This window comes from Thermostichus sp. MS-CIW-15 (assembly GCF_054060575.1).
In genome coordinates this window covers 14,103-33,602 of record NZ_JBSSDI010000031.1, presented here as the reverse complement: position 1 = coordinate 33,602, position 19,500 = coordinate 14,103, and the positions used below count along the sequence as shown (strand labels likewise).

The 19,500-nt window shown below is 60.2% G+C and carries 21 protein-coding genes, 1 tRNA gene and 1 pseudogene; 13 read left to right on the top strand and 10 right to left on the bottom strand.

The features are described 5' to 3' along the window. Positions 1 to 117 precede the first annotated feature (117 nt). Positions 118 to 327, top strand: a pseudogene (locus ACVW0R_RS11090) (copper amine oxidase); the annotation flags it as partial. 21 nt (positions 328 to 348) lie between these two features. On the opposite strand, the gene gatC reads toward ACVW0R_RS11090, so the two are convergent. The 3 genes from gatC to ACVW0R_RS11075 form a co-directional block, all read right to left on the bottom strand. Next, the gene (gene gatC / locus ACVW0R_RS11085) at positions 349 to 642 is read right to left on the bottom strand and encodes an Asp-tRNA(Asn)/Glu-tRNA(Gln) amidotransferase subunit GatC (RefSeq protein ID WP_011430197.1); all 294 of its coding nucleotides are present in this window, start codon (positions 640 to 642) and stop codon (positions 349 to 351) included. Between the two features lie 67 nt (positions 643 to 709). Then, the gene (locus ACVW0R_RS11080) at positions 710 to 1,231 is read right to left on the bottom strand and encodes a photosystem I assembly protein Ycf3 (protein WP_011430196.1); all 522 of its coding nucleotides are present in this window, start codon (positions 1,229 to 1,231) and stop codon (positions 710 to 712) included. Positions 1,232 to 1,308: 77 nt separating this feature from the next. After that, positions 1,309 to 1,614: a chlororespiratory reduction protein 7 gene (locus tag ACVW0R_RS11075; RefSeq protein ID WP_099813191.1), complete on the bottom strand. Its 306-nt coding sequence runs from the start codon at positions 1,612 to 1,614 to the stop codon at positions 1,309 to 1,311. A 122-nt stretch (positions 1,615 to 1,736) separates the two neighbouring features. Between ACVW0R_RS11075 and trpS the strand changes: the two genes are divergently transcribed. Then, complete coding sequence (gene trpS / locus ACVW0R_RS11070; protein WP_011430194.1) at positions 1,737 to 2,732, top strand: tryptophan--tRNA ligase; 996 nt, start codon at positions 1,737 to 1,739, stop codon at positions 2,730 to 2,732. 12 nt (positions 2,733 to 2,744) lie between these two features. On the opposite strand, the gene ACVW0R_RS11065 is transcribed toward trpS, so the two are convergent. After that, a complete protein-coding gene (locus tag ACVW0R_RS11065; protein ID WP_049749747.1) occupies positions 2,745 to 3,746 on the bottom strand; it encodes a DMT family transporter in 1,002 nt (333 codons plus the stop codon). 104 nt (positions 3,747 to 3,850) lie between these two features. On the opposite strand from ACVW0R_RS11065, the gene truB reads away from it, so the two are divergent. Both truB and apcB read left to right on the top strand, forming a co-directional pair. Beyond that, positions 3,851 to 4,750 (top strand): tRNA pseudouridine(55) synthase TruB, encoded by a 900-nt coding sequence (gene truB, locus ACVW0R_RS11060; RefSeq protein ID WP_011430192.1) that lies wholly within the window; start codon positions 3,851 to 3,853, stop codon positions 4,748 to 4,750. Positions 4,751 to 4,975: 225 nt separating this feature from the next. Further along, on the top strand, positions 4,976 to 5,479 hold the full coding sequence (gene apcB, locus ACVW0R_RS11055; protein ID WP_011430191.1) for an allophycocyanin subunit beta: 504 nt from the start codon (positions 4,976 to 4,978) through the stop codon (positions 5,477 to 5,479). 1 nt (position 5,480) lies between these two features. Here the strand turns inward: apcB and ACVW0R_RS11050 are convergent, their stop codons facing one another. Next, the gene (locus ACVW0R_RS11050) at positions 5,481 to 6,158 is read right to left on the bottom strand and encodes a TIGR03943 family putative permease subunit (protein WP_011430190.1); all 678 of its coding nucleotides are present in this window, start codon (positions 6,156 to 6,158) and stop codon (positions 5,481 to 5,483) included. Between the two features lie 303 nt (positions 6,159 to 6,461). On the opposite strand from ACVW0R_RS11050, the gene ACVW0R_RS11045 reads away from it, so the two are divergent. From ACVW0R_RS11045 to ACVW0R_RS11025, 5 genes are all read left to right on the top strand, one after another. Continuing rightward, positions 6,462 to 7,463, top strand: a complete 1,002-nt coding sequence (locus tag ACVW0R_RS11045; protein ID WP_457502059.1) for a zinc-dependent alcohol dehydrogenase family protein — start codon at positions 6,462 to 6,464, stop codon at positions 7,461 to 7,463. A gap of 35 nt (positions 7,464 to 7,498) precedes the next feature. Further along, positions 7,499 to 8,068, top strand: a complete 570-nt coding sequence (locus tag ACVW0R_RS11040) for a hypothetical protein (protein WP_011430187.1) — start codon at positions 7,499 to 7,501, stop codon at positions 8,066 to 8,068. 55 nt (positions 8,069 to 8,123) lie between these two features. Continuing rightward, positions 8,124 to 9,695: a bifunctional aminoglycoside phosphotransferase/ATP-binding protein gene (locus ACVW0R_RS11035; RefSeq protein WP_011430186.1), complete on the top strand. Its 1,572-nt coding sequence runs from the start codon at positions 8,124 to 8,126 to the stop codon at positions 9,693 to 9,695. 196 nt (positions 9,696 to 9,891) lie between these two features. Beyond that, on the top strand, positions 9,892 to 10,545 hold the full coding sequence (locus ACVW0R_RS11030; protein ID WP_011430185.1) for a Crp/Fnr family transcriptional regulator: 654 nt from the start codon (positions 9,892 to 9,894) through the stop codon (positions 10,543 to 10,545). 60 nt (positions 10,546 to 10,605) lie between these two features. Further along, positions 10,606 to 10,678: transfer RNA gene (locus tag ACVW0R_RS11025), tRNA-Phe, on the top strand. A 114-nt stretch (positions 10,679 to 10,792) separates the two neighbouring features. Here ACVW0R_RS11025 and ACVW0R_RS11020 read toward each other — a convergent pair. Next, positions 10,793 to 11,590 carry an ABC transporter permease gene (locus ACVW0R_RS11020; RefSeq protein WP_011430184.1) on the bottom strand — a complete coding sequence of 266 codons (798 nt, stop codon included), beginning with the start codon at positions 11,588 to 11,590 and terminating at the stop codon, positions 10,793 to 10,795. Positions 11,591 to 11,848: 258 nt separating this feature from the next. Continuing rightward, complete coding sequence (locus ACVW0R_RS11015; RefSeq protein WP_011430183.1) at positions 11,849 to 12,655, bottom strand: ABC transporter ATP-binding protein; 807 nt, start codon at positions 12,653 to 12,655, stop codon at positions 11,849 to 11,851. A 244-nt stretch (positions 12,656 to 12,899) separates the two neighbouring features. On the opposite strand from ACVW0R_RS11015, the gene argJ reads away from it, so the two are divergent. Then, on the top strand, positions 12,900 to 14,120 hold the full coding sequence (gene argJ, locus ACVW0R_RS11010; RefSeq protein WP_099884013.1) for a bifunctional glutamate N-acetyltransferase/amino-acid acetyltransferase ArgJ: 1,221 nt from the start codon (positions 12,900 to 12,902) through the stop codon (positions 14,118 to 14,120). A 23-nt stretch (positions 14,121 to 14,143) separates the two neighbouring features. Here argJ and psbH read toward each other — a convergent pair whose 3' ends face one another. Continuing rightward, on the bottom strand, positions 14,144 to 14,347 hold the full coding sequence (gene psbH, locus ACVW0R_RS11005) for a photosystem II reaction center phosphoprotein PsbH (protein ID WP_011430181.1): 204 nt from the start codon (positions 14,345 to 14,347) through the stop codon (positions 14,144 to 14,146). Between the two features lie 190 nt (positions 14,348 to 14,537). On the opposite strand from psbH, the gene psbN reads away from it, so the two are divergent. After that, complete coding sequence (psbN, locus tag ACVW0R_RS11000; protein WP_011430180.1) at positions 14,538 to 14,669, top strand: photosystem II reaction center protein PsbN; 132 nt, start codon at positions 14,538 to 14,540, stop codon at positions 14,667 to 14,669. A gap of 26 nt (positions 14,670 to 14,695) precedes the next feature. Beyond that, positions 14,696 to 15,565, top strand: a complete 870-nt coding sequence (dapF, locus tag ACVW0R_RS10995) for a diaminopimelate epimerase (protein WP_457502058.1) — start codon at positions 14,696 to 14,698, stop codon at positions 15,563 to 15,565. Between the two features lie 3 nt (positions 15,566 to 15,568). On the opposite strand, the gene ACVW0R_RS10990 is transcribed toward dapF, so the two are convergent. After that, a complete protein-coding gene (locus ACVW0R_RS10990) occupies positions 15,569 to 16,258 on the bottom strand; it encodes a hypothetical protein (RefSeq protein ID WP_240527676.1) in 690 nt (229 codons plus the stop codon). An 86-nt stretch (positions 16,259 to 16,344) separates the two neighbouring features. Further along, on the bottom strand, positions 16,345 to 16,908 hold the full coding sequence (locus ACVW0R_RS10985) for a hypothetical protein (protein WP_240530986.1): 564 nt from the start codon (positions 16,906 to 16,908) through the stop codon (positions 16,345 to 16,347). Between the two features lie 201 nt (positions 16,909 to 17,109). Between ACVW0R_RS10985 and pcrA the strand changes: the two genes are divergently transcribed. Continuing rightward, entirely contained in the window at positions 17,110 to 19,455 is a 2,346-nt protein-coding gene (gene pcrA / locus ACVW0R_RS10980; RefSeq protein WP_457502057.1) for a DNA helicase PcrA, read from the top strand. The last annotated feature ends 45 nt before the right edge of the window (positions 19,456 to 19,500 follow it).

Below are 19,500 nucleotides of genomic sequence, written 5' to 3'. Positions count from 1 at the left end.
TCGAGCAGCAGGCAACGCCCAGATTGTGAGACTCAGGGGCATTGAACCCCTTCGTCTCACCGCCTATCCTCCAGCCCGCCAAGCTGCGCTGTGGCAGGAGTACCCCAGAGGTTCTGATGGACGCAAGCCAACCGCTCGCTTGAGAATACCCGCCTGGTGCTCTGGTACAGCTTTGGCTGCAACCATTTCCCCCGCACCGAAGACTGGCCGGTGATGCCGGTTAGCTACATCGGCTTTCTGCTCAAGCCGTTGGGCTTCTTCGAGTGCAACCCGGCCCTGGATGTGCCTCCTCCCCCCCCAAAGAGCAAAAGCTGCTGTAGCTCATAGCTGCAGGGCTTGCCAGTTGGGCTAATCTTCCCCTTCTAGGATGCGGGGCACCTTGAAGAACATGTCAGCGCGGTCGGGAGCGTTGGCCAGGATCCCTTCGATATTGGGGTAGGGCTCCACTTGGTCGGGGCGAGTGGGCAGCTCCGCATCCAGCACATGAAAGGTGGGCTCTACCCCTTCCGTATCCAGTTCTTTCAGTTGCTCCACGTAGGCCAAGATATCGGCCAGTTGCTCGGTAAACTGGATTTCCTCTTCTTCCGTAAGCTCCAGCCGCGCCAGGTGGGCAACATGTTGCACCTCTTCTCGTGTCAGCATCCTTCCTTTCCGCCAGCAGGTTTGACTTCTGGTCAATCTAGCTGAACTGGGGTACTTGGGGGAAGACTCAATACAGCTCCAGGTTGGCGCGTCCCGTGGTCTTGAGCCAGTTTTGCGCCTCGATGTAGTTGTTGGGGGCAATGCGAATGGCGCGGATCCAGTATTGAGCCGCCTCATCGAACAGGGCCTCTGCCGTCTCCTCATCCCCGGCCTGCAGGCTCTGCTCGCCCTTGTGGTGCAGCAAGACGGCAATGTTGTTTAGGGCAGAACAGAGGCGGGGGTTCAGCTCCAGGGCCTGGTGGTAGTACTCCAGGGCTTTGTCCAGTTCGCCATTGCTCTGGTAGATCAGGCCCATGTTGTAGAGGATGTAGCTGCGGTCTTCGTCGTCTTGCTCCAGGGCCAGGGCTTCTCGGTAGTTTTCTAGAGCCTCGGCATATTCTCCCTCGCTCTGGGCCGCCATGCCGTCCCGGTAGTAGGCAAAGGCCTTCTTCTGCTCAGGACTCACCCCCGGCATCAGCTTCAGGATCAGGTCAGCCATGACGGTGAAGGTTTTGTCGATGAAGTTGTCGTTCTTCATGCTGCGCGGCATGATTGACCCCCTTAGAGCGCAGGACAGGGTATCTCTTCTTTGGGTTGTAGCATGCCTATGGGATCCCGTGCGTGGCCTCAAGCCGGATGCTGGCCGGGGCGAGAAGAAGCTGAGGGGCGCTTGCGCAGGCGTACAGGATGCCACTGCACGGTTTCGCCAGGGGAGACCTCCACCTCACAGGCCGTGTCGATGAGCCGTTGCGCCTGGGCTTGAGGGGTGGGATAGCGGGCCAGATCTGCATCCACCAGATGGGGGTGCTCCTGCAACAGCCGCACAAGGAACTCCTGCAATTCCTCGGGGGTGAGAAATTGCTCTGGCAGGCCCGGGATCAGCAGCACGTAGTGGTTGGCAGCACGCAGCAGTTCTGGCTCCGGGTCTGCCATGGTTTCGGGTTGCTGTCTTTCTTCCCTCATAAACCAACGGGTTGCGGCTCTCTTGATATCCTGAACAAAGACTTTCTTGGTTCTCGTCCTCCCTCTTGTTGGCGTTTGAGATCGCTTTTCCTATGGCCAAGCCGCGCACGCTTTCTGGAATCCAGCCCTCCGGCGAGTTGCACCTGGGCAATTACTTGGGGGCCATTAAAAACTGGGTGGCCGAGCAGGAGCGCTACGAGAACTTCTTCTGCATTGTGGATCAACATGCCATTACTGTGCCCCAGGATCCCAAGCTGCTGAGGGAGCGCACCCGTTCTTTGTTTGCTCTCTACCTGGCCTGTGGCCTCAGCCTGGAGCACTGTGTGCTGTTTGTGCAGTCCCACGTGCCCGCCCACACGGAGCTGGCCTGGCTGTTCACCACCATCACCCCTATGAACTGGGCGGAGCGCATGATCCAGTACAAGGAAAAAAAAGAGAAGCAGGGAGAGGAAACGAGTGTTGGCCTGTTCAGCTACCCGATTTTGCAGGCAGCGGATATTCTCCTCTACCAGCCCAAGTATGTGCCGGTAGGGGAGGATCAGCGGCAGCACATCGAGCTGTGTCGGGACATTGCCCGCCGCTTTAACGACCGCTTTGGGGAGGTGTTTGTGATCCCAGAGGCGCTGATTCGCCCGCAGGGGGCGCGGATCATGAGCTTGACCGATGGCACCCGCAAAATGTCTAAGTCGGATCCCTCGGATTTCAGCCGCATTCACTTGCTAGACGACCCCGACACGATCCGCAAGAAGATCCAAAAATGCAAGACCGACTCGATTCGGGGCATTGCCTTCGACGACCCGGCACGCCCGGAGGCCCACAATTTGCTGACGATCTACATGCTCACCTCCGGCAAAAGCAAGGAGGAGGTGGCGGCTGAGTGCGCCGAGATGGGATGGGGACAGTTCAAGCCCCTCCTCGCCGACAGCATTATCGCCACCCTGGAGCCCATTCAAAAGCGCTACCGGGAGCTCTCGAGTGACCCCGACTACCTCCACGGGCTGATGCGGGAAAATGCCGCCAAGGCCCGTGCCGTGGCCGAGCAAACCCTCCAAAAAGCGCGGGATGCCATGGGGTTTCTGCCCCCCTAGGAGAAGGCTCCCTTAGTCGGGTCGGCCATCGCGGATCTCGACGGTGCTGAACTCCAGGCCCAGCTCCGAGAGGATCCCTGGCCAGGCCAGGCGCAGGCGCTCCTGCCACTCCTGCCGGTGGTTGATGACATACACGCAGACCAGGGTAATGCCCACTCCCACCCATTGCACCGGCGTCAGGGTCTCGCCCAGGAAGGTACTGCCGAAGAGGAGGGCAAAGATGGGGGTGAGAAACGTGAGGGAGCTGAATTCGGTGAGATTTTCCTGAGAGGCGAAGTAGAAGAAGAGGGCGTAGGCCACGGCGCTCCCCATCACCGAAGCGTAGAGCAGGCCCAGCCAGTGGGCGCCGCTCAGGTGCTGCCATTGCTCGCTTTCTGTTAGCGCCGAGAGCAGGATCAAGGGCAGGCTGCCCAATACCATGTGCCAGCCTGTCGCCAACACCGGATCCGCCACCTCCGCCACCTTCGGCATCATCACGGTGCCAATGGCCATCGACAGGGAAGCCAGCAACATCCAGACCACGCCGGCCCCCACCTGCAGGGATCCTTCCCCGCCGAGGCCGATAAGGCTGATACCGACCACGCCCAGCCCCAGACTCAGCCAGCCCAGGGATCCCATCCGCTCCCGGTAAAACCAGGTGGCCATCAGGGCCACCGCCAGCGGCTGCGAGTCGATCAGCACGGATCCCAGCCCGGCGCCGGTCTCTCTCAACCCTTGCGCCAAAAATCCCTGAAAACAGGTGCCGTCCACCAGGGCAAAGGCCAAGACCCACAGCCACCCCCGCAGCCCCTGGGGATGCCAGGGCTGAGAGGCCGCAGAGGCCCGCCCTTGCCAAAGCCGAAAGGCTAAAACCAGGATCCCGGCTGGCAACAGCCGCAGAATGGCCATGAAGAGAGGAGTGGTCTCGGAGAGGGCATCTCGCATGGCCACCATCGCCGAGCCCCACAGGAAAAAAGGGGCGATCATCAACAGGCGTTGCCAGATAGGCTGAGGAAACAGGCCAGATTGCGCCATAGGTGCTTCCAACTCGCAGACAGAAATCAACCCTATGTTAAGCGCTGCGGCAGTTCGGTTACAAATCTTAATTACTGATCAATGACTGATGGGTGATGGGCAGCATGGGATCCCTGGAGGGCTTTCTCAACCTGGATAAGCCGGCCGGGCTCACCTCCCACGACTGTGTGGCGGTGGTGCGGCGGGTCTTGCGCACCCGCCAGGTGGGGCATGGCGGCACTTTGGATCCGGCGGCAACGGGAGTTCTGCCCATTGCCGTGGGGCGGGCGACGCGCTTTTTGGCGTTTTTGTCGGGGGACAAGGTCTATCGGGCCACCTTTCGCTTTGGGCAGCGCAGCGACACCGACGATGCCGAGGGGCAGATCCAGGTGGGATCCCCTTGTCCGGAGCTGAGCCGCGAGCAGGTGGAGGAATGTCTGCGGGAGTTTGTCGGCGAGATCTGGCAGGTGCCGCCTCTTTACAGCGCCATCAAGCGGCAGGGGAAAAAGCTCTACGAGCTGGCCCGGGCCGGGGCAGAGGCGGCAGAACTGGGGCTGGAGCCGCGGAGAGTAGTGATTCGACACCTGCAGATCTTGGGCTGGCGCTCTGGCGAGTTCCCGGAAGTGGATCTGGAGATCGCCTGTGGCCCCGGCACCTACATCCGCGCCCTCGCCCGCGACGTGGGGGAGAAATTGGGCTGCGGAGGCTTGATGAGCCGCCTGCGACGGCTGCAAAGTGGCCCTTTTCGCAGCGAAGAGAGCCTGCCCCTGGAGCAGTGGCAGGGATCCGCCGATCCCGCTGCTGCCCTGTTGCCGATTGAGTGGGGATTTCGCAGTTGGAACTCAGTATTCTTATCTCCGGCTGAGGCGCAGCGCTGGCGACAAGGTCAGGCCATTCCTCTGGATCCGGCTCAGGCCACTGCCGAGACCCTGCGGGTCATGAGCGGAGAGGGAGAATTTTTGGGCTTGGGGCACAGCCAAGCAGGTCAGCTCAAGCCGCTGCGGGTGTTGCTGCCGGATCCCTAGAGCGTTGCAGAAAAGTTACATTTTCGTAACAACATCTGCCATTGGCTGAGGAGAAGGCGGGAAAGAACCCCCCGCATGCTAAACTTCTGGGGGCAAGCGGGGAGCTCGGAGCGCTGCCGGTGTTGGGCTCTGGCTCGATTTTCCAAGGTTGGCCTTTGGACGTTGCCGGCAAAATTCTCATCTCAAGCTACTTTTACATAGAGTTACAGGAAGGGAGTTGGGGATATGCGGGATGCCGTAACCACACTGATCAAAACCTATGACCTGGCCGGCCGCTACTTGGATCGGAATGCCATGGACGCGCTCAAGGCCTTTTACGATTCGGGTCTGCGGCGCATCCAGGCCGTGCAGGTGATTAACCTCAACTCGGTGGACATTGTCAAGACGGCTGCTGCGGCCATGTTTGCCCAGGTGCCGGATCTAATCCGTCCGGGCGGCAACGCCTATACCACCCGCCGCTACGCCACCTGTTTGCGGGATATGGACTACTTCCTGCGCTACGCTTCCTACGCCCTGGTGGCCGCTGATACCAGCATCTTGGACGAGCGCGTCCTGGCTGGTCTGCGGGAAACCTACAACTCCCTGGGGGTGCCGATTGCCCCGACAGTGATCGGGATCCAGAACATGAAGCAGCGCACCCTGGAGCTGCTCGGCTCCGACGAGGATTACAGCTTTGTGGCCGAGCCCTTCGATTACATGAGCGCTAAACTCAGCGAAACCGACATCTAACCTACTCGTCGGCGTAGGGATTGGCCGGCACCGGTATTGGCTCCACCTGATCGGCCAGGATCACCAACTGAGGCTGGCCATCCCGTTGCTCCACGGCCATCCGCCCTTCCAGACGCAGCCAACTGTCCGGAGCCAGTTCCTCCGAGCGGGGCCAGCGCACCGGCAAGCCGACCGGGTAGGCATCGGCAGCGCAGCAACTCACCAAAAAGCGAGCGATGACAAAGTGGTCAGGTTGCTCGTCAGGAACGACGAACCCCTGCACCTGCACCGGCTGGCCTTCATAGGTATAGGGATCCGGGTAGACATCCAGGGTGCGCACCCAGTCCAGCAGGGTGCGCTGGCGTGGATCAATCTTGGGACGAAAAGCCTGCGGCTGGCTGCGAGAGGCACCCAAATAGGGAGATACCCCCCGGTTGAGGGCCGTCTGGCTGGAGAGGGGACGGGGCTCGACCCAAAACCCCAGCAGCGCCGTCAGGATCAAGAGCGCCGCCCCCAGGCGCGACCCCAACAGGGAGACATGGCTTTCCGAGGGCGCGACTTTGGCCCCCCGCCACCGGCCAATCCCCAGGCCCAGCAGGCACAGGCCGGCCAGCAGAGCCACGTTTACATAGGCGGGGTTAATCAACAGCAGCAGGGTGCCCCGCCAGCGGTAGACGATGAGCAGGCTCCCCAGGAGCATCAGCCCAGCAGCATCCCAATAGGCTGGGTTACCCCAGCCGAGCCAGGAGCGCGATCCCAGGCCAGCTCTAGTTGCTTTTGACCGTGCCTTGCCGCCGAGAGAGCCAGAACCACCTGCGGGCATGGGCTACCGCTTGCCTCCACAACTCCGAAGCTTAGTTTAGGGCAAGGGATCCCTGGAGCGGTTCTCTTGGCTTATGCTACTAACCATTGTTCAGAGACCCCCTTGCCGGTGTATCCTCAGGAGCGCGGCGGCAATCGCGGGGCAGCAAGTCGAGCAAACCGAGCCTGAACACTTGAGAAGATGAAAGCCATCCTCATGAGCGTGCCGGGTGGGCCGGAGGTTTTGCAACTGCAGGAGGTGCCCGACCCGCAGATTCGCGGCGAGCGGGAGCTGCGTGTCCGCCTCAAGGCCGCCGGCGTCAACCCCATCGACACCAAGCTGCGGCGGCGAGGCACCTTCTACCCCGAGGAGATGCCGGCCATTTTGGGATGCGATGGCGCCGGCGTTGTAGAAGCCGTGGGATCTGGGGTCAGGCAGTTTCGGGTTGGGGACGAAGTTTACTTCTGCCACGGCGGCCTGGGCAGAGAGGCGGGGAACTACGCCGAGCTAATCGTGGTCGATGAGCGCTTCGTCGCTCCCAAGCCCAGAACCCTCAGCTTTGCCGAAGCTGCTGCGGCTCCCCTAGTGTTGATCACTGCCTGGGAGGCCCTCTACGAGCGAGGGCGGCTGCAGGCTGGCCAAAAGGTGCTCATCCACGCCGGCGCCGGAGGGGTAGGTCATGTAGCCATCCAACTGGCCCGCCTGCGGGCCTGCGAGGTGGCCACTACGGTGAGCACGCCAGAAAAGGCCGAGTTCGTCCGTTCTCTGGGAGCCAATCTGCCCATCTTCTACCGCCAGACTGACTTTGTGCGGGCCGTCTTAAACTGGACGGCTGGGGAAGGAGTGGATCTGGCGCTAGATACCCTGGGCGGCCCAGTACTGGAGCAGACCTTTCCGGCTGTGCGCGTGTACGGCGATCTCGTGACCCTGCTGGCGCCAGCTCCAGAGACCGATTGGCGGGTGGCCCGCGACCGCAACTTGCGAGTGAGCTTTGAGCTGATGCTCACCCCTATGCTGAAGAACCTCATCGTTGCTCGGCAAAACCAGGCGGAGATCCTCCGGCAGTGCGCCCGCCTCATCGACCAGGGCCAACTGCGCATCCGGCTCAGCCACACCTTTCCCCTGGCCGAAGCGGCTGCCGCTCACCGGCTGCTGGAACAGGGATCCGTTTTGGGCAAAATTGCCTTAACCATCTCCGACTAGGCATGCTGGAGGAGGCCCTGCCCAGATCCGAGTCTATGGCCGCTCCCCTCACCCCTCACCTGTTGGAGAACGAGAGCTTCTACGAGAATGCCCTCTGCTGGCTAGGGCGACCGCAGACGGCCTATCGGCTGCTGAGCGAGGCGGTTTTTCCGGCCATCTCCTCTTGGGTGCGGGGAGAGGTGGACAGCTACTCCTTCAATCACTGGCAGCCGGAGGACGTGCGCACCTTTCTCTACCCGGTGGTGGCTCTGGGAGACCAGGAGACCCTTGTTCTCGCCAGCGAGGCCCTGCTCCTCTGCGGCAGTGGCAACTACTACAACCCCTGTGACTTGGCCATTGTGGTCTTCGTGCAGCAGCCCCAAGAGCTGTTCAGCCAACTGATGCAGCGCATCCGCCGCGCCGAGGCCATCATCACCCGCGGGCCGGAGGTGCGCATGCTCTCTGAACAGGTGAGCCTGGCCAAGCGGGGGCGAGACTACATCAACACTAAGTATCTGGTCTGGCCCTACGCCCTCTCTGCTGCCGCTCAAGATACTTTGGTTAAACAGGGGATCAGCATTATCCGTCTTTCACCGCAAGCGGCCGCCCTGCCCTTGGGAGACTAAGCTGAGGGCAATTTGGAGGAAAATGGGGATCCCTGACTTTTCCGTCTCCATCTTTATGGCCGATGCCCACCTGCCGCCGCTAATCCAAGCGATGTTGGATCCGGGGTTTTACCCCCATCCGGTGCGGGAGCCGATTCAGCTCGTCCAAACCCACATTTCCTACATTTTCTTGACAGGGAACTACGCCTATAAGGTGAAGAAGCCTCTGGATTTTGGCTTTTTGAATTTCACCACCCTGGAGCGGCGACGCTACTTTTGTCAAGAAGAGCTGCGCCTGAACCAGCGCGGAGCGCCAGGGCTTTATCTACAGGTGTTGCCCATTGTGCAAGCCGAGGGCCGGTTTCAGCTTGACGGCAGTGGCGAGCCCGTGGAGTACACCCTCAAAATGCGGCAGTTTCCTCAAGAGCAACTCTTTAGCAACCTCCTCGAGCGGGGGGAGCTGACGCCACTCTTAATGGAGGAGCTAGGACGGGTGGTGGCGGCCTTTCACGCCCAGGCGGAGACCAACGACTACATCCGCAGCTTTGGCCGGCCAGAGCAGGTGCGGCAGGCTTTCGACGAGAATTACGCCCAAACCCAGCGCTACATTGGCGGCCCTCAGACGGCAGATCAATATCGGGAGACCCAAGCCTACACGGATCGCTTTTTTGCGGAGCGACAGGAGCTGTTTTACCAGAGAATTGAGCAAGACCGCATCCGGGAAGGCCACGGGGATCTGCATCTTGGCAACCTCTGTTGGTGGGAAGGCCAGATCTTGCTGTTTGATTGCATTGAGTTCAACGAGGCCTTCCGCTTTGTGGATACGATGTACGACGTATCCTATGCAGTGATGGATCTGGATGCCCGCCATCGCCCCGATCTGGGCAACGCCTATTTGAACAGCTATCTGGAAGAGACAGGCGATTGGGAAGGACTCAAGATCTTGCCCATTTACCTCAATCGCCAGGCCTACGTGCGGGCCAAGGTCACCTCTTTTTTGCTAGACGATCCTGCCGCCTCGGAAGCTGCCAAAGCCAATGCCTTCCACACTGCCGCCCGCTACTACCGACTGGCCTGGGAATACACGCTGCCCAAACAGGGGCAGTTGTTTCTGATGGCCGGCCTGTCGGGAGCGGGCAAAAGCACGGTGGCCCGCCACCTGGCCCGACAGCGAGGGGCCATCCACATCCGCTCCGACGCCGTGCGCAAGCATTTGGCTGGGATCCCTCTGCGGCAGCGAGGGGGGCCAGAGGTGTATACGCCCGAGATGACCGACAGGACTTATCGCCGCCTGGTGCAATTGGGAGTGGAGTTGGCCCGGGAAGGTTACAGCGTGATTCTGGACGCCAAGTTTGACCGGCAAGCGCTGCGGGGCATGGCAATTGAACAAGCCCAACGGTGCCGGATCCCGTTGTGCATCCTCTACTGCCACGCCCCTGAACCTGTCCTCCGCGAGCGGCTGCAACGGCGAACGCTCCCTGCTTCGAGCCTGGGTGAGCCGCTGAACCTCGCCGACATTGCCGATGCCACCGCCGATCTCCTTGCCCAGCAGCAGGCGCAGTGGCAGGATTTTTCCGAGGGGGAGCGGCGCTTGCTGCAGGTTTTGGATACCAGCCAAGATTGGCAAGCGCAACTGCAGCAGATCTAGGTCTCGACTCCAACTGACCAAGGTTACCGGCAAAGCGCATGCTGCCGTTTCCGGGTTAGAGGCTGACCGCAGCCCCTGCTGATCTCAGGCGGCGGTCAGGTGAAGAGTTTTTCTCTGGGAAGAGAGTTGGGCAAGAATCGAGGCGGTGCAGGAGGAGACCCCAGTGAGCGAGGTAACGGCTGAAGATTTACGCCTGATGTTTCTGTTTGAAGGCTTTTCCCCTGAGGTGCTCGAGCCGCTGGCCCGCCAGATGTTGCTGCGCTCCCACCCTGTTAACCAGGCCATCCTGCTACAGAACGACTGGGGCAACGCCGTCTATTTCATCCTGGAGGGTTGGGTCAAGATTCGCACTCACGATCTGGAGGGCCGGGAGGTTACCCTCACCATTCTTGGCCCAGGGGAGATCTTCGGGGAAATGGCCGCCTTGGACGAGGCGCCCCGTTCCAGCGATGTGATTGCCCTGACAGCCACCAAGGTCTGCTCTCTGTCGGCCCAGAACTTTCTGGCCCTTTTGGCTGCCGATGCGCAGGTTGCCATCCGCCTTGCCCAGCTCTTGTCGCGACGTTTACGGCAGATCAACCGTCGCCTGCAATTGCGGGAGGCCAGCAGCGTCGCTCGCGTCGCCGATATCCTGCTCTTCTTGGCGGAGTCCCGCGGGCGGGTCGGTTGCAAGGGGGTAGAAATTCCCAATTTGCCCCACCGGGAGCTGAGCAGCTTGAGTGGCCTGGCCCGGGAAACGGTTACCCGTGTCTTGTCTAAGCTGGAGCAGGAGGAGCTGATCCGCCGGGATCGGCAGCGGGACATCCTCTGCATCCCCCAGATGGATGCCCTGGAAAAGCTAATTGGCTAAAGCGAGGGTTGCCACCTGTTGCCAAAAGCCCTCTTGGCATTCTAAAATGATAGTCCCAGAGCCGGGATAGCTCAGTTGGTAGAGCAGAGGACTGAAAATCCTCGTGTCACCAGTTCGAGTCTGGTTCCTGGCATCTGCCAATAACAGGTCAAGATGGGCTCAGGGCTGCAACCTGAGCCTTTTTGTTGCCGGGAATTCCCAGTTCTTGCCTTTTGCGAAACCGCTTCTGCCGGCTCTATGGCAAAAATTAGTTCTCGCGGCGCACAGCGCTCTCGTGCCACCTGCCCAGTATCTTGTCCGACAAAGCGCTCAAGGCCACAAAGATCAGGATCCCTAGGCCGGTAACCAGCACCAAGGCGGCAAACATGCGAGGCACCTGCAAATTAAAGCTGGAGATCAAGATTTGGTAGGCGATCCCGGCCCGTTGCCCACCGGTGCCGGCGACAAACTCCGCCACCACGGCCCCGATCAAAGAAAGGCCGCCGCTAATGCGCAGACCTCCCAGGAAGTAGGGCAGGGCACTGGGCAGACGCAAGTAGATCAAGGTTTGCCAGCGATTGGCCTTGTACAGTTGAAACAGGTTGAGCAGGTTGTGATCGACACTGTTTAATCCCAGGGTGGTGTTGGAGATAATGGGGAAAAAGGCGACAATCCAAGCGCAAACCACCATCGCAGCAAAGGTGTTGTTGCGCAGCCAGATGATGATCAACGGCGCGATGGAAACGATGGGTGTTGTTTGCAAAATCACCGCATAGGGAAAGAGGCTGCGCTCAATCCATTTGCTCTGGGCAAACAAAATCGCCAGCAAAAGCCCCGAGACTGTGGCCAGAAGGAACGCCACCACCGTAATTTGTAGGGTGATCAAAAGGGAAGGGAAAAGGGATCCCCACTCCCGCACCAGGGTTTGCGCCACCAAAATCGGCCCCGGCAATAGATAGGGAGGCACCCCCGTCAGCCGCACGGCCACTTCCCAGCCCACCAGAAAAAGGATCCCGACGATCCCAGGGGCAATCACGTCCAGGTTGAACCACTTGCGCAGATCCAACCCTTGCCCAGAGGTCGGCGGCGCAGAGCCAGGTACCTTAGCCGCATCGGTGGGTTGGGGCCTGAGTTGTTCTTCCACCGCGCTGCTCAGCCGAGGCAGCTCCCCATCCAGCCAGAGCCCAAAGGGGCGCTCTGGCGCGCCAAGCAGGGATCCCAGCCAGCGAGACAGCCAATCGAGAAGGAAACTGAAAGGACTCAGCATAGGGTAGGGGGAATCAAGGGGCTCTAACACCGGGAATGCTGCCAAAGGGGGATCCCGTCAGCCCAGCCGTCCGGCGGAGAGGGGGCGCAGGCAGGGATCCCGCTCCGTGTCGTGCATGGCCTCCCGCAAACGGGTCGCGACCTCCCGGCAATAGTCGTTGTAAAGGGGCGAGGTGCGAAACTCTTCCGAGCGGGGGTAGGGCGCCTCAATGGGGATATCCGCCACCACCCGCCCTGGGCGGGCTGCCATCACCACCACGCGGTTGGACAGATAGACGGCCTCGTAAATGTTGTGGGTAACAAAAATCACCGTCCAGCGCTTCTCCTGCCACAACTCCAGCAGTTCGCCGTTCAGCTTGCTGCGGGTGATCTCATCCAAAGCACCAAAAGGCTCGTCCATCAGCAACACCTGCGGCTTGGTTACCAAGGCGCGGGCAATGGAAGCCCGCATGCGCATACCGCCGGACAGCTCGCGGGGAAAATGGCGCTCAAACCCCCGCAAGCCCACCAGGTGGAGGGCTTCCAAAACCTCTCGATCGGCTTTTGGCCGAGGCTCACCGGCCAACTTCAGGGGCAGGCGCACATTGTCCATCACCGTTGCCCAGGGCATGAGGGCCGGCTCCTGAAACACAAAGGCCAATTTGGGCTTCCCTTGGGAGGTGTTTTGCCCCCACTCGATAGAGCCGGTGGTTAGGTCACCTAACCCTGCGATCAGCCGCAGCACCGTGCTTTTCCCACAGCCAGAGGGCCCCACCAAGCTGACGAACTGCCCCTCCTGGATGGCCATGTTCATGTCTTGCAAAGCCACCGTGCCATTGGCATAGACCTTGCTGACATGGTTAAGGGTAATGACAGGGGCGGGCATGGCTCGCGGTTCCTAGAGCAGAGGGCAAAGGGATCCCTTCCCAATCCAGAAAGAGAAGGGCGCACATTACCATTAAAACAACACTATCTGTCGCCTCTGCTGCGGTAGGCACAGCTACACCCCCCGACCTGGTTTCCAGAGAGTTTCTCGGGCAAAACTTGCCAGTTGCCAACCCTGGCCCTCAACCCCGATCTGAGCGCCAAGCCGGTATGATAGTGCCGATCACCCCCTGGCCCCAGAATCTATGGGATCCCAATTTAAACGGGTTGCAGGCGCCGTTACCGCCCCGCGAGGGTTCCGCGCTGCTGGCGTGGCTGCTGGCCTCAAGCCCTCCGGCGCTGCCGATCTCGCCCTAATTGTTTCCGACTGCGAGGCGGTGGGGGCTGGCGTTTTCACCAGCAACCAGGTCAAGGCCGCCTGTGTTACCTACAACCAAGGGATCCTCGCCCAAGGGCAGCCGGTGCGGGCCATTCTCTGCAATGCCGGCCAAGCCAACGCCTGTACAGGAGAAGAGGGGGAGCGCAACAACGCCCAACTGGCCCTCTGGGTAGGAGAACGGCTGGGGATCCCGGCCCAACAGGTGCTCACTGCCTCGACAGGGGTGATCGGGCGGCAATTGGAAATGGCCAAAATCGAGGCGGCCCTGCCCCGCCTGATCGACAGCCTCTCGCCGACAGGAGGAGAGAGCGCCGCCCGCGCCATCCTCACCACCGACCTGGTGACCAAGAGTACAGCCCTGGAGGCCGAGATCGACGGCTACACCGTCAGGCTGGGAGGCATCGCCAAGGGATCCGGTATGATCCACCCCAACTTGGCGACGATGTTAGCTTTCCTAACCTGCGATGCAGCCGTGGATCCTCCCCTCTGGCAGCAGATCCTCAAAGAGGCGGTTGACCTCAGCTTTAACCAAATCACCGTGGACGGGGATACCAGCACCAACGACATGGTGCTGGCTCTGGCCAACGGCCAAAGTGGGATTCCCACCCTGCAAGCTGGCACGAGAGCTGCCCAAGCCCTCGCCGAGATGGTTGTCCAGGTTTGCATTCACCTGGCTAAGGCCATCGCCCGCGACGGCGAGGGAGCCACCAAGTTGTTGCAGATCCGGGTGCAGGGCGCCCCCGACGACAGGTCAGCTCGGCAGATAGCCCGTGTCATTGCCAGCTCTCCCCTGGTGAAGGCGGCAGTTTTTGGCAACGATCCCAACTGGGGCCGGGTGGCCGCCGCCGCCGGACGGGCTGGGATCCCCTTTGACAGCCGTCGCTTGGAGGTTCGCCTGGGGGATTTTCTGCTGCTGCAGGGGGGAATGCCTCTGGCTTTTGATCGCCAGGCGGCCTCTGAGTACCTAAAGAGAGGGGATCCCGTAACCTTTACGGTAGACCTCCACCAGGGATCTGGCCAGGGCGTTGCCTGGGGCTGTGACCTCAGCTACAACTACGTGCGCATCAACGCCGAGTACACCACCTAGACAGCCCGCGGCAGCCAGGAGCCCTAGAAGCTGAGGCTCTCCCAGGAGACGTTGATGTCTTCCAGGAGCAGCGACTTGTTGTAGATCTGCAGGATGATCAGCAAGAAGATGCCGAACAGCACCATAAAGACCGCCATCAAAGGCGTGGTGCCCCAGCCAGGGGCCACCTTGCCGTATTCCGAGTTGAGAGGACGCAGCAGATCGCCCAGTTTGGTACGAATCGCCATAGGTTCTCGCGATAGGTCAAAGAGAGGACAGGTTTGCCAACTTGGAGGTCAGCACGGCGGCAGATCCCAGCCAGACAACCTCCTTTTAAAATCACGCTAACAGAATCTGGTCACTCCCCTTTGCCGCCGGCAATGAATTGTAAACTTGTGTAATATGTAGGGAGATTCTCTCAGAACTGAAGAGCTAACCATGGAATCCACCCTTTCGCTGGTTGTGGCCATTGCGGCAATAACCATCTGCATCACCGCCTTTGCCATCTACACCGCCTTTGGCCCCCCTTCCAAAAACTTGCAGGATCCCTACGAGATGCACGAGGATTGAAGCCGGTTGTTGTGCGGTTCCGCTGCATGCCTGTTCGGTTGCCCTCCCGTCTCTCCTTCCACAAATACCAGGGGCTGGGGAACGACTTTATCTTGGTGGACAACCGCCACCAGCCGCAGCCCTGTCTGACGCCTGAGGAAGCCGTTGCCCTCTGCAACCGCCGCTTTGGCGTGGGGGCCGATGGGGTTATCTTTCTGCTGCCGGGGCAGGAGGGGGCAGATTTCAGCATGCGCCTGTTCAACAGCGACGGCTCGGAGGCGGAGATGTGCGGCAACGGCATCCGCTGTTTGGCCCGCTTTTTGCAGGATCTGGGGATCCCTGGCCAGGACGGCGCCTACCAGATCCACACCTTGGCGGGGCGGATCGTGCCGCAGGTGCGGCCCGATGGCTTGGTAACAGTGGACATGGGGATCCCTCGCCTCTTGGCCGGGCAGATCCCCACCACGCTGGGCAAACCAGAGGAAAAGGTGGTGCGGCAGCCCCTGCAGGTAGGCGGGCGGGAGTGGGCGGTGACGGCGGTGAGCATGGGCAACCCCCACTGTGTGGTCTTTTTGGAAGAAGGGGGATCCCTGGAAGAGCTGGACTTGGAAAGGGTGGGCCCCCTGTTTGAGCATCACCCGGCTTTTCCTGAGCGCACCAACACCGAATTTGCCCAGGTGCTCAGCCCGACTCGTCTGCGCCTACGGGTTTGGGAGCGGGGAGCAGGGGCAACGCTGGCCTGTGGGACGGGTGCCTGTGCTGTTTTGGTGGCTGCTGTTTTGGAGGAGCGCGCAGAATCGCAAGCTACAGTAGAACTGCCGGGAGGAAATCTGGAAATTCGCTGGGATCCGAGCACACAGCACGTGTGGATGACCGGCCCTGCCCTACACGTCTTCAGCGGCACCACTGCCGGTTGAGAACTAGGCTCCCAGACCCAACAGGAGGATGGCCAGGAGGCCGAGGATCCCATAGGCAACGCTCCAGCCCTGCCGCCAGATCAGCGCCACTGCCAGGCCCAATAAGACCAAGCCCAAGCCCAGGCCAAGGCGGAGAAATAGAGGGTGTACAAACTGGCTGAGGGAGCGTTTGAGCCAGGGGAAGATCACCCCCAAGGCGAAGGCCAGTCCTACGGGGATCCAATCGATCCAACCTGTCTGCTCCCAGCCCCCCAACAGGTAAAAGCCGCCCAGACAAAGGCCCAGGCAGAAAAACAGCACCCGCATGCCGGGATAGTCTTGTCGATAGTTGAAAGCAAGGCTTCGGAGCTCCTTGGGGTGGGCCAAGACCAATGGCTCTACAGCAAAGCTTTCGCTCCACTCCGGCGCTTCTTCAGTTTGTCCGCGGCACCAAAGGTAAACGTTGACCTTGCGCAACCCTTGCAGCAGAGAGGCTTCCACCGCACTGCGCACCACCTCCATCACCTGCAGGGTATCCACCACATCGCCCGGCAGCCGTTCCAGCAGCACGTTGAGAACAGGCCCCTTCAGCTCGGCTCGGCCAAACAGCCGCAAGTTGGCAAGCTTGTAATCGAGGATTTGGTTCAAGATTTTGAGCTGGCGGCGCATGGGATCCCGCGAACAGAGAGCCGTCGTTCGACCGGTTGACTTCAAGCTTCAACATGACCGGTATGACCAGTTTAATGGCTTGGGCCAGAGCAGCAGAAAAGAGGCGTTGCCGGTGTGAAAGGGAAGTGGGACTATCCCATGAGGGTGCGAATGCACTGACGAATGCTGAGGTTGGACTGGTCCAGGTTGGCGAACCCGCTCAAGAGGGTGCCTTGCTCGTCCAAAAGCAGCAAGGCGGCCTGGCGGCGAAAATCGATCCCCGGCAAGGCTTCGGCGGCCACCTCCTGCAGCTTCTGGATGGTGGATCCCTCGAAATCGACAGAGACATGGACAAAGGGAGAAACCAAGCGCGGATCTGTGGGCACGCTCTCGCGAATAACCTGCAAAACCAGGTTGCGCACCAGCAGCAGCCCTCTGCCATCAACCAGCACGATCTGGCGCAGGCGAGGGTTTTGCCCAAACTCGAGGGCCAAACTTTTGGAGAGGGCCTCCGATTGGGAGCGGGTTTGGCTGTTGGTCAAGATCAGCGCTTGAAGGCCGTCGTACCGACTTAAGTCGAGCTGATCCCCAGCAACGCTTTCCAGCTTGAGGTCAAGCGAGGCTTGGGGGTTGCCGTTGCTGGGGCAGTTGCCAGCTTGGGCGGGATCGAACGCACCTTGAGAAAGCAGGGCAAGGGTGGCAAACCCCAAAGCCACAAGTCTCTTTTGAACGCAAAGCCAGCAGCGGTTAGCCGGGGCACAGCAGCAGGACAGCACTCGGTTCATGGCGGGGAGCTCTGGAGCGGGCCGGCCAAATCTTAACCGATCTTCATCCTTGGTGCTCCAAAATGCCCTCTGGGCTTCTCATCCCCATTGGGTTGGTGCCCATAATGGAAGGCAGTTTCTGGTTTGCTGGCCATGACTCACGCCTCTTTGCTGGATGCCCTCAACCCTTCTCAGCGCCAAGCGGTGCAACACTTTTGTGGCCCGCTGCTGGTGGTGGCGGGGGCAGGTTCCGGCAAGACGCGCGCCCTCACCCACCGCATTGCCTACCTGATTCGCCACTATCGGGTGGATCCAGGAGAAATTTTGGCCGTGACCTTCACCAACAAGGCCGCCCGTGAGATGAAAGAGCGCATTGAGCAGCTCTTTGCCGAGCAAGAGGCCCAGGAGCAATTCGGGATCCCCTTGGCGCAATTGGAGCCGGCCCAGGCGACGCGGCTGAAATCGGCGGTCTACCACCGTTGGATCAAACCCCTTTGGATCGGCACGTTTCACAGCTTGTTTGCCCAGATCCTGCGCCTGGAGATCGAAAAATATCAGGATCCCAAGGGACGAAAGTGGACTCGCAACTTCTCGATTTTCGATGAATCGGACGCCCAATCCCTGGTTAAAGAGATTGTAACTAAGCAACTCAACTTAGATGAGCGCAAGTTCGATCCAAGATCGGTGCGCTATGCCATTAGCAATGCCAAAAATCAAGGTTGGACCCCTGCCGATCTGGAGCGCCACCAGCCCAATTTCCGAGGTCGCATCCTGGCTCAGGTTTACGAGCTCTACGAAGATCAACTGGCGGCCAATAATGCCCTCGATTTCGACAACTTAATTTGGATCCCGGTGCAACTTTTCCGCCAAAATGAGCAGGTTTTGGCCTACTGGCACCAGCGCTTTCGGCACATCTTGGTGGACGAATACCAAGATACCAACCGCACCCAGTACGAGCTGATCCGGCTCCTGGCCACCAACGGCGAGACCCGCCGCTCCGAGTGGGACTGGACCAATCGCTCCCTCTTTGTGGTGGGCGATGCAGATCAAAGCATCTATCGCTTTCGGGGGGCCGATTTCACCATTTTGCTGGAGTTTCAAGAGACCTTTGGCGATGGCCTGCCGGACGACGATACCCGCACCCTGATCAAATTGGAAGAAAACTATCGCTCCACCGCCACGATTTTGCAGGCGGCTAACGTCCTGATTGAGAAAAACACCGAGCGCATCGATAAAATTCTCCGGCCAACTCGCCCCCCCGGCCATCCCATCGTTTGCTACCAGGCGGAGGACGAAATGGCCGAGGCCGAGTTTGTGGTCAATACCATCCGGCGATTACACAGCCAAAATCCCAACTCTTCCTGGGGAGATTTTGCCATTCTCTACCGCACCAATGCCCAATCTCGCCCTTTTGAAGAGGTTTTGCTGCGGTGGGGGATCCGTTACACGGTGGTGGGGGGGCTGCGATTTTACGATCGCAAAGAGATTAAGGATGTGCTGGCCTATTTGCGGGTTGTGCTCAACCCTGCCGATTCTTTTAGCCTGTTGCGCATTATCAATGTGCCGCGGCGGGGCATCGGCAAGTCCACTCTGGACAAGCTAAGCGAAGCGGCGGCTGCCTTAAATGTGCCCCTGTGGACTATCCTCAGCGACGAGGCCTCTGTTACCAACCTGCTGGGGCGTTCGGCCAAGCCGGTTCTCCAGTTTGCCCAGCTTATCCAGCATTGGCACAGACAGATGGCCCAGGTTTCGGCTGCCGCCCTTCTGGAGGGGCTGCTGCGGGATTGCGGCTATCTGGAAGATCTCAAGGCCCAGGGCACAGAAGAGGCCGAGGAAAGGATCGCCAACGTGATGGAACTCTACAATGCCGCCCGCCAATTTGAAGAAGAACAGGAGGATCCCAGCCTCGAGGCTTTCTTGAGCAATGTGTCTTTAGCTTCCGATTTGGACACCCTTCAGGAGGGAGCTGAGAAAGTTTCGCTAATGACGTTGCATGCTTCCAAAGGGCTGGAGTTCCCGGTGGTGTTTTTGGTGGGGTTGGAACAAGGCCTGTTTCCCAATTTTCGCGCTTTGGAGGATCCTGCCGCGCTGGAAGAAGAACGGCGCCTCTGCTACGTGGGCATCACCCGCGCCCGCGAGCAATTGTTTGTCTGCCACGCCAGCGAGCGGCGGCTCTACGGCAACCGCGAGCCCGCCATCCCTTCCCTATTTTTGAGTGAGCTGCCCCAAGAGCTGATCCAATGGGAAAAAGGCAGGGGGCTTTCGTTCTCCGCCGACAACACGGCTGCGGCCACGCCCAAAGCAAAGGCTGCTCGCCGCCAAGGCCGTTCCTCCCAGTGGGCCGTTGGGGATCGCCTGCAACATCCCCAATTCGGACAGGGGCAAATTACCCACGTGTTCGGCAGCGGCGAACGGATCACCCTGGCGGTGAGGTTTCCCGCCATCGGCCAGCAGAAAATCTTGGATCCCCGCATCGCGCCCATTCAAAAGCTCAGCTAGCTGGCTGGGCTCGAAACCGCTTTGGAGATGGATGGCGTAGCGGTA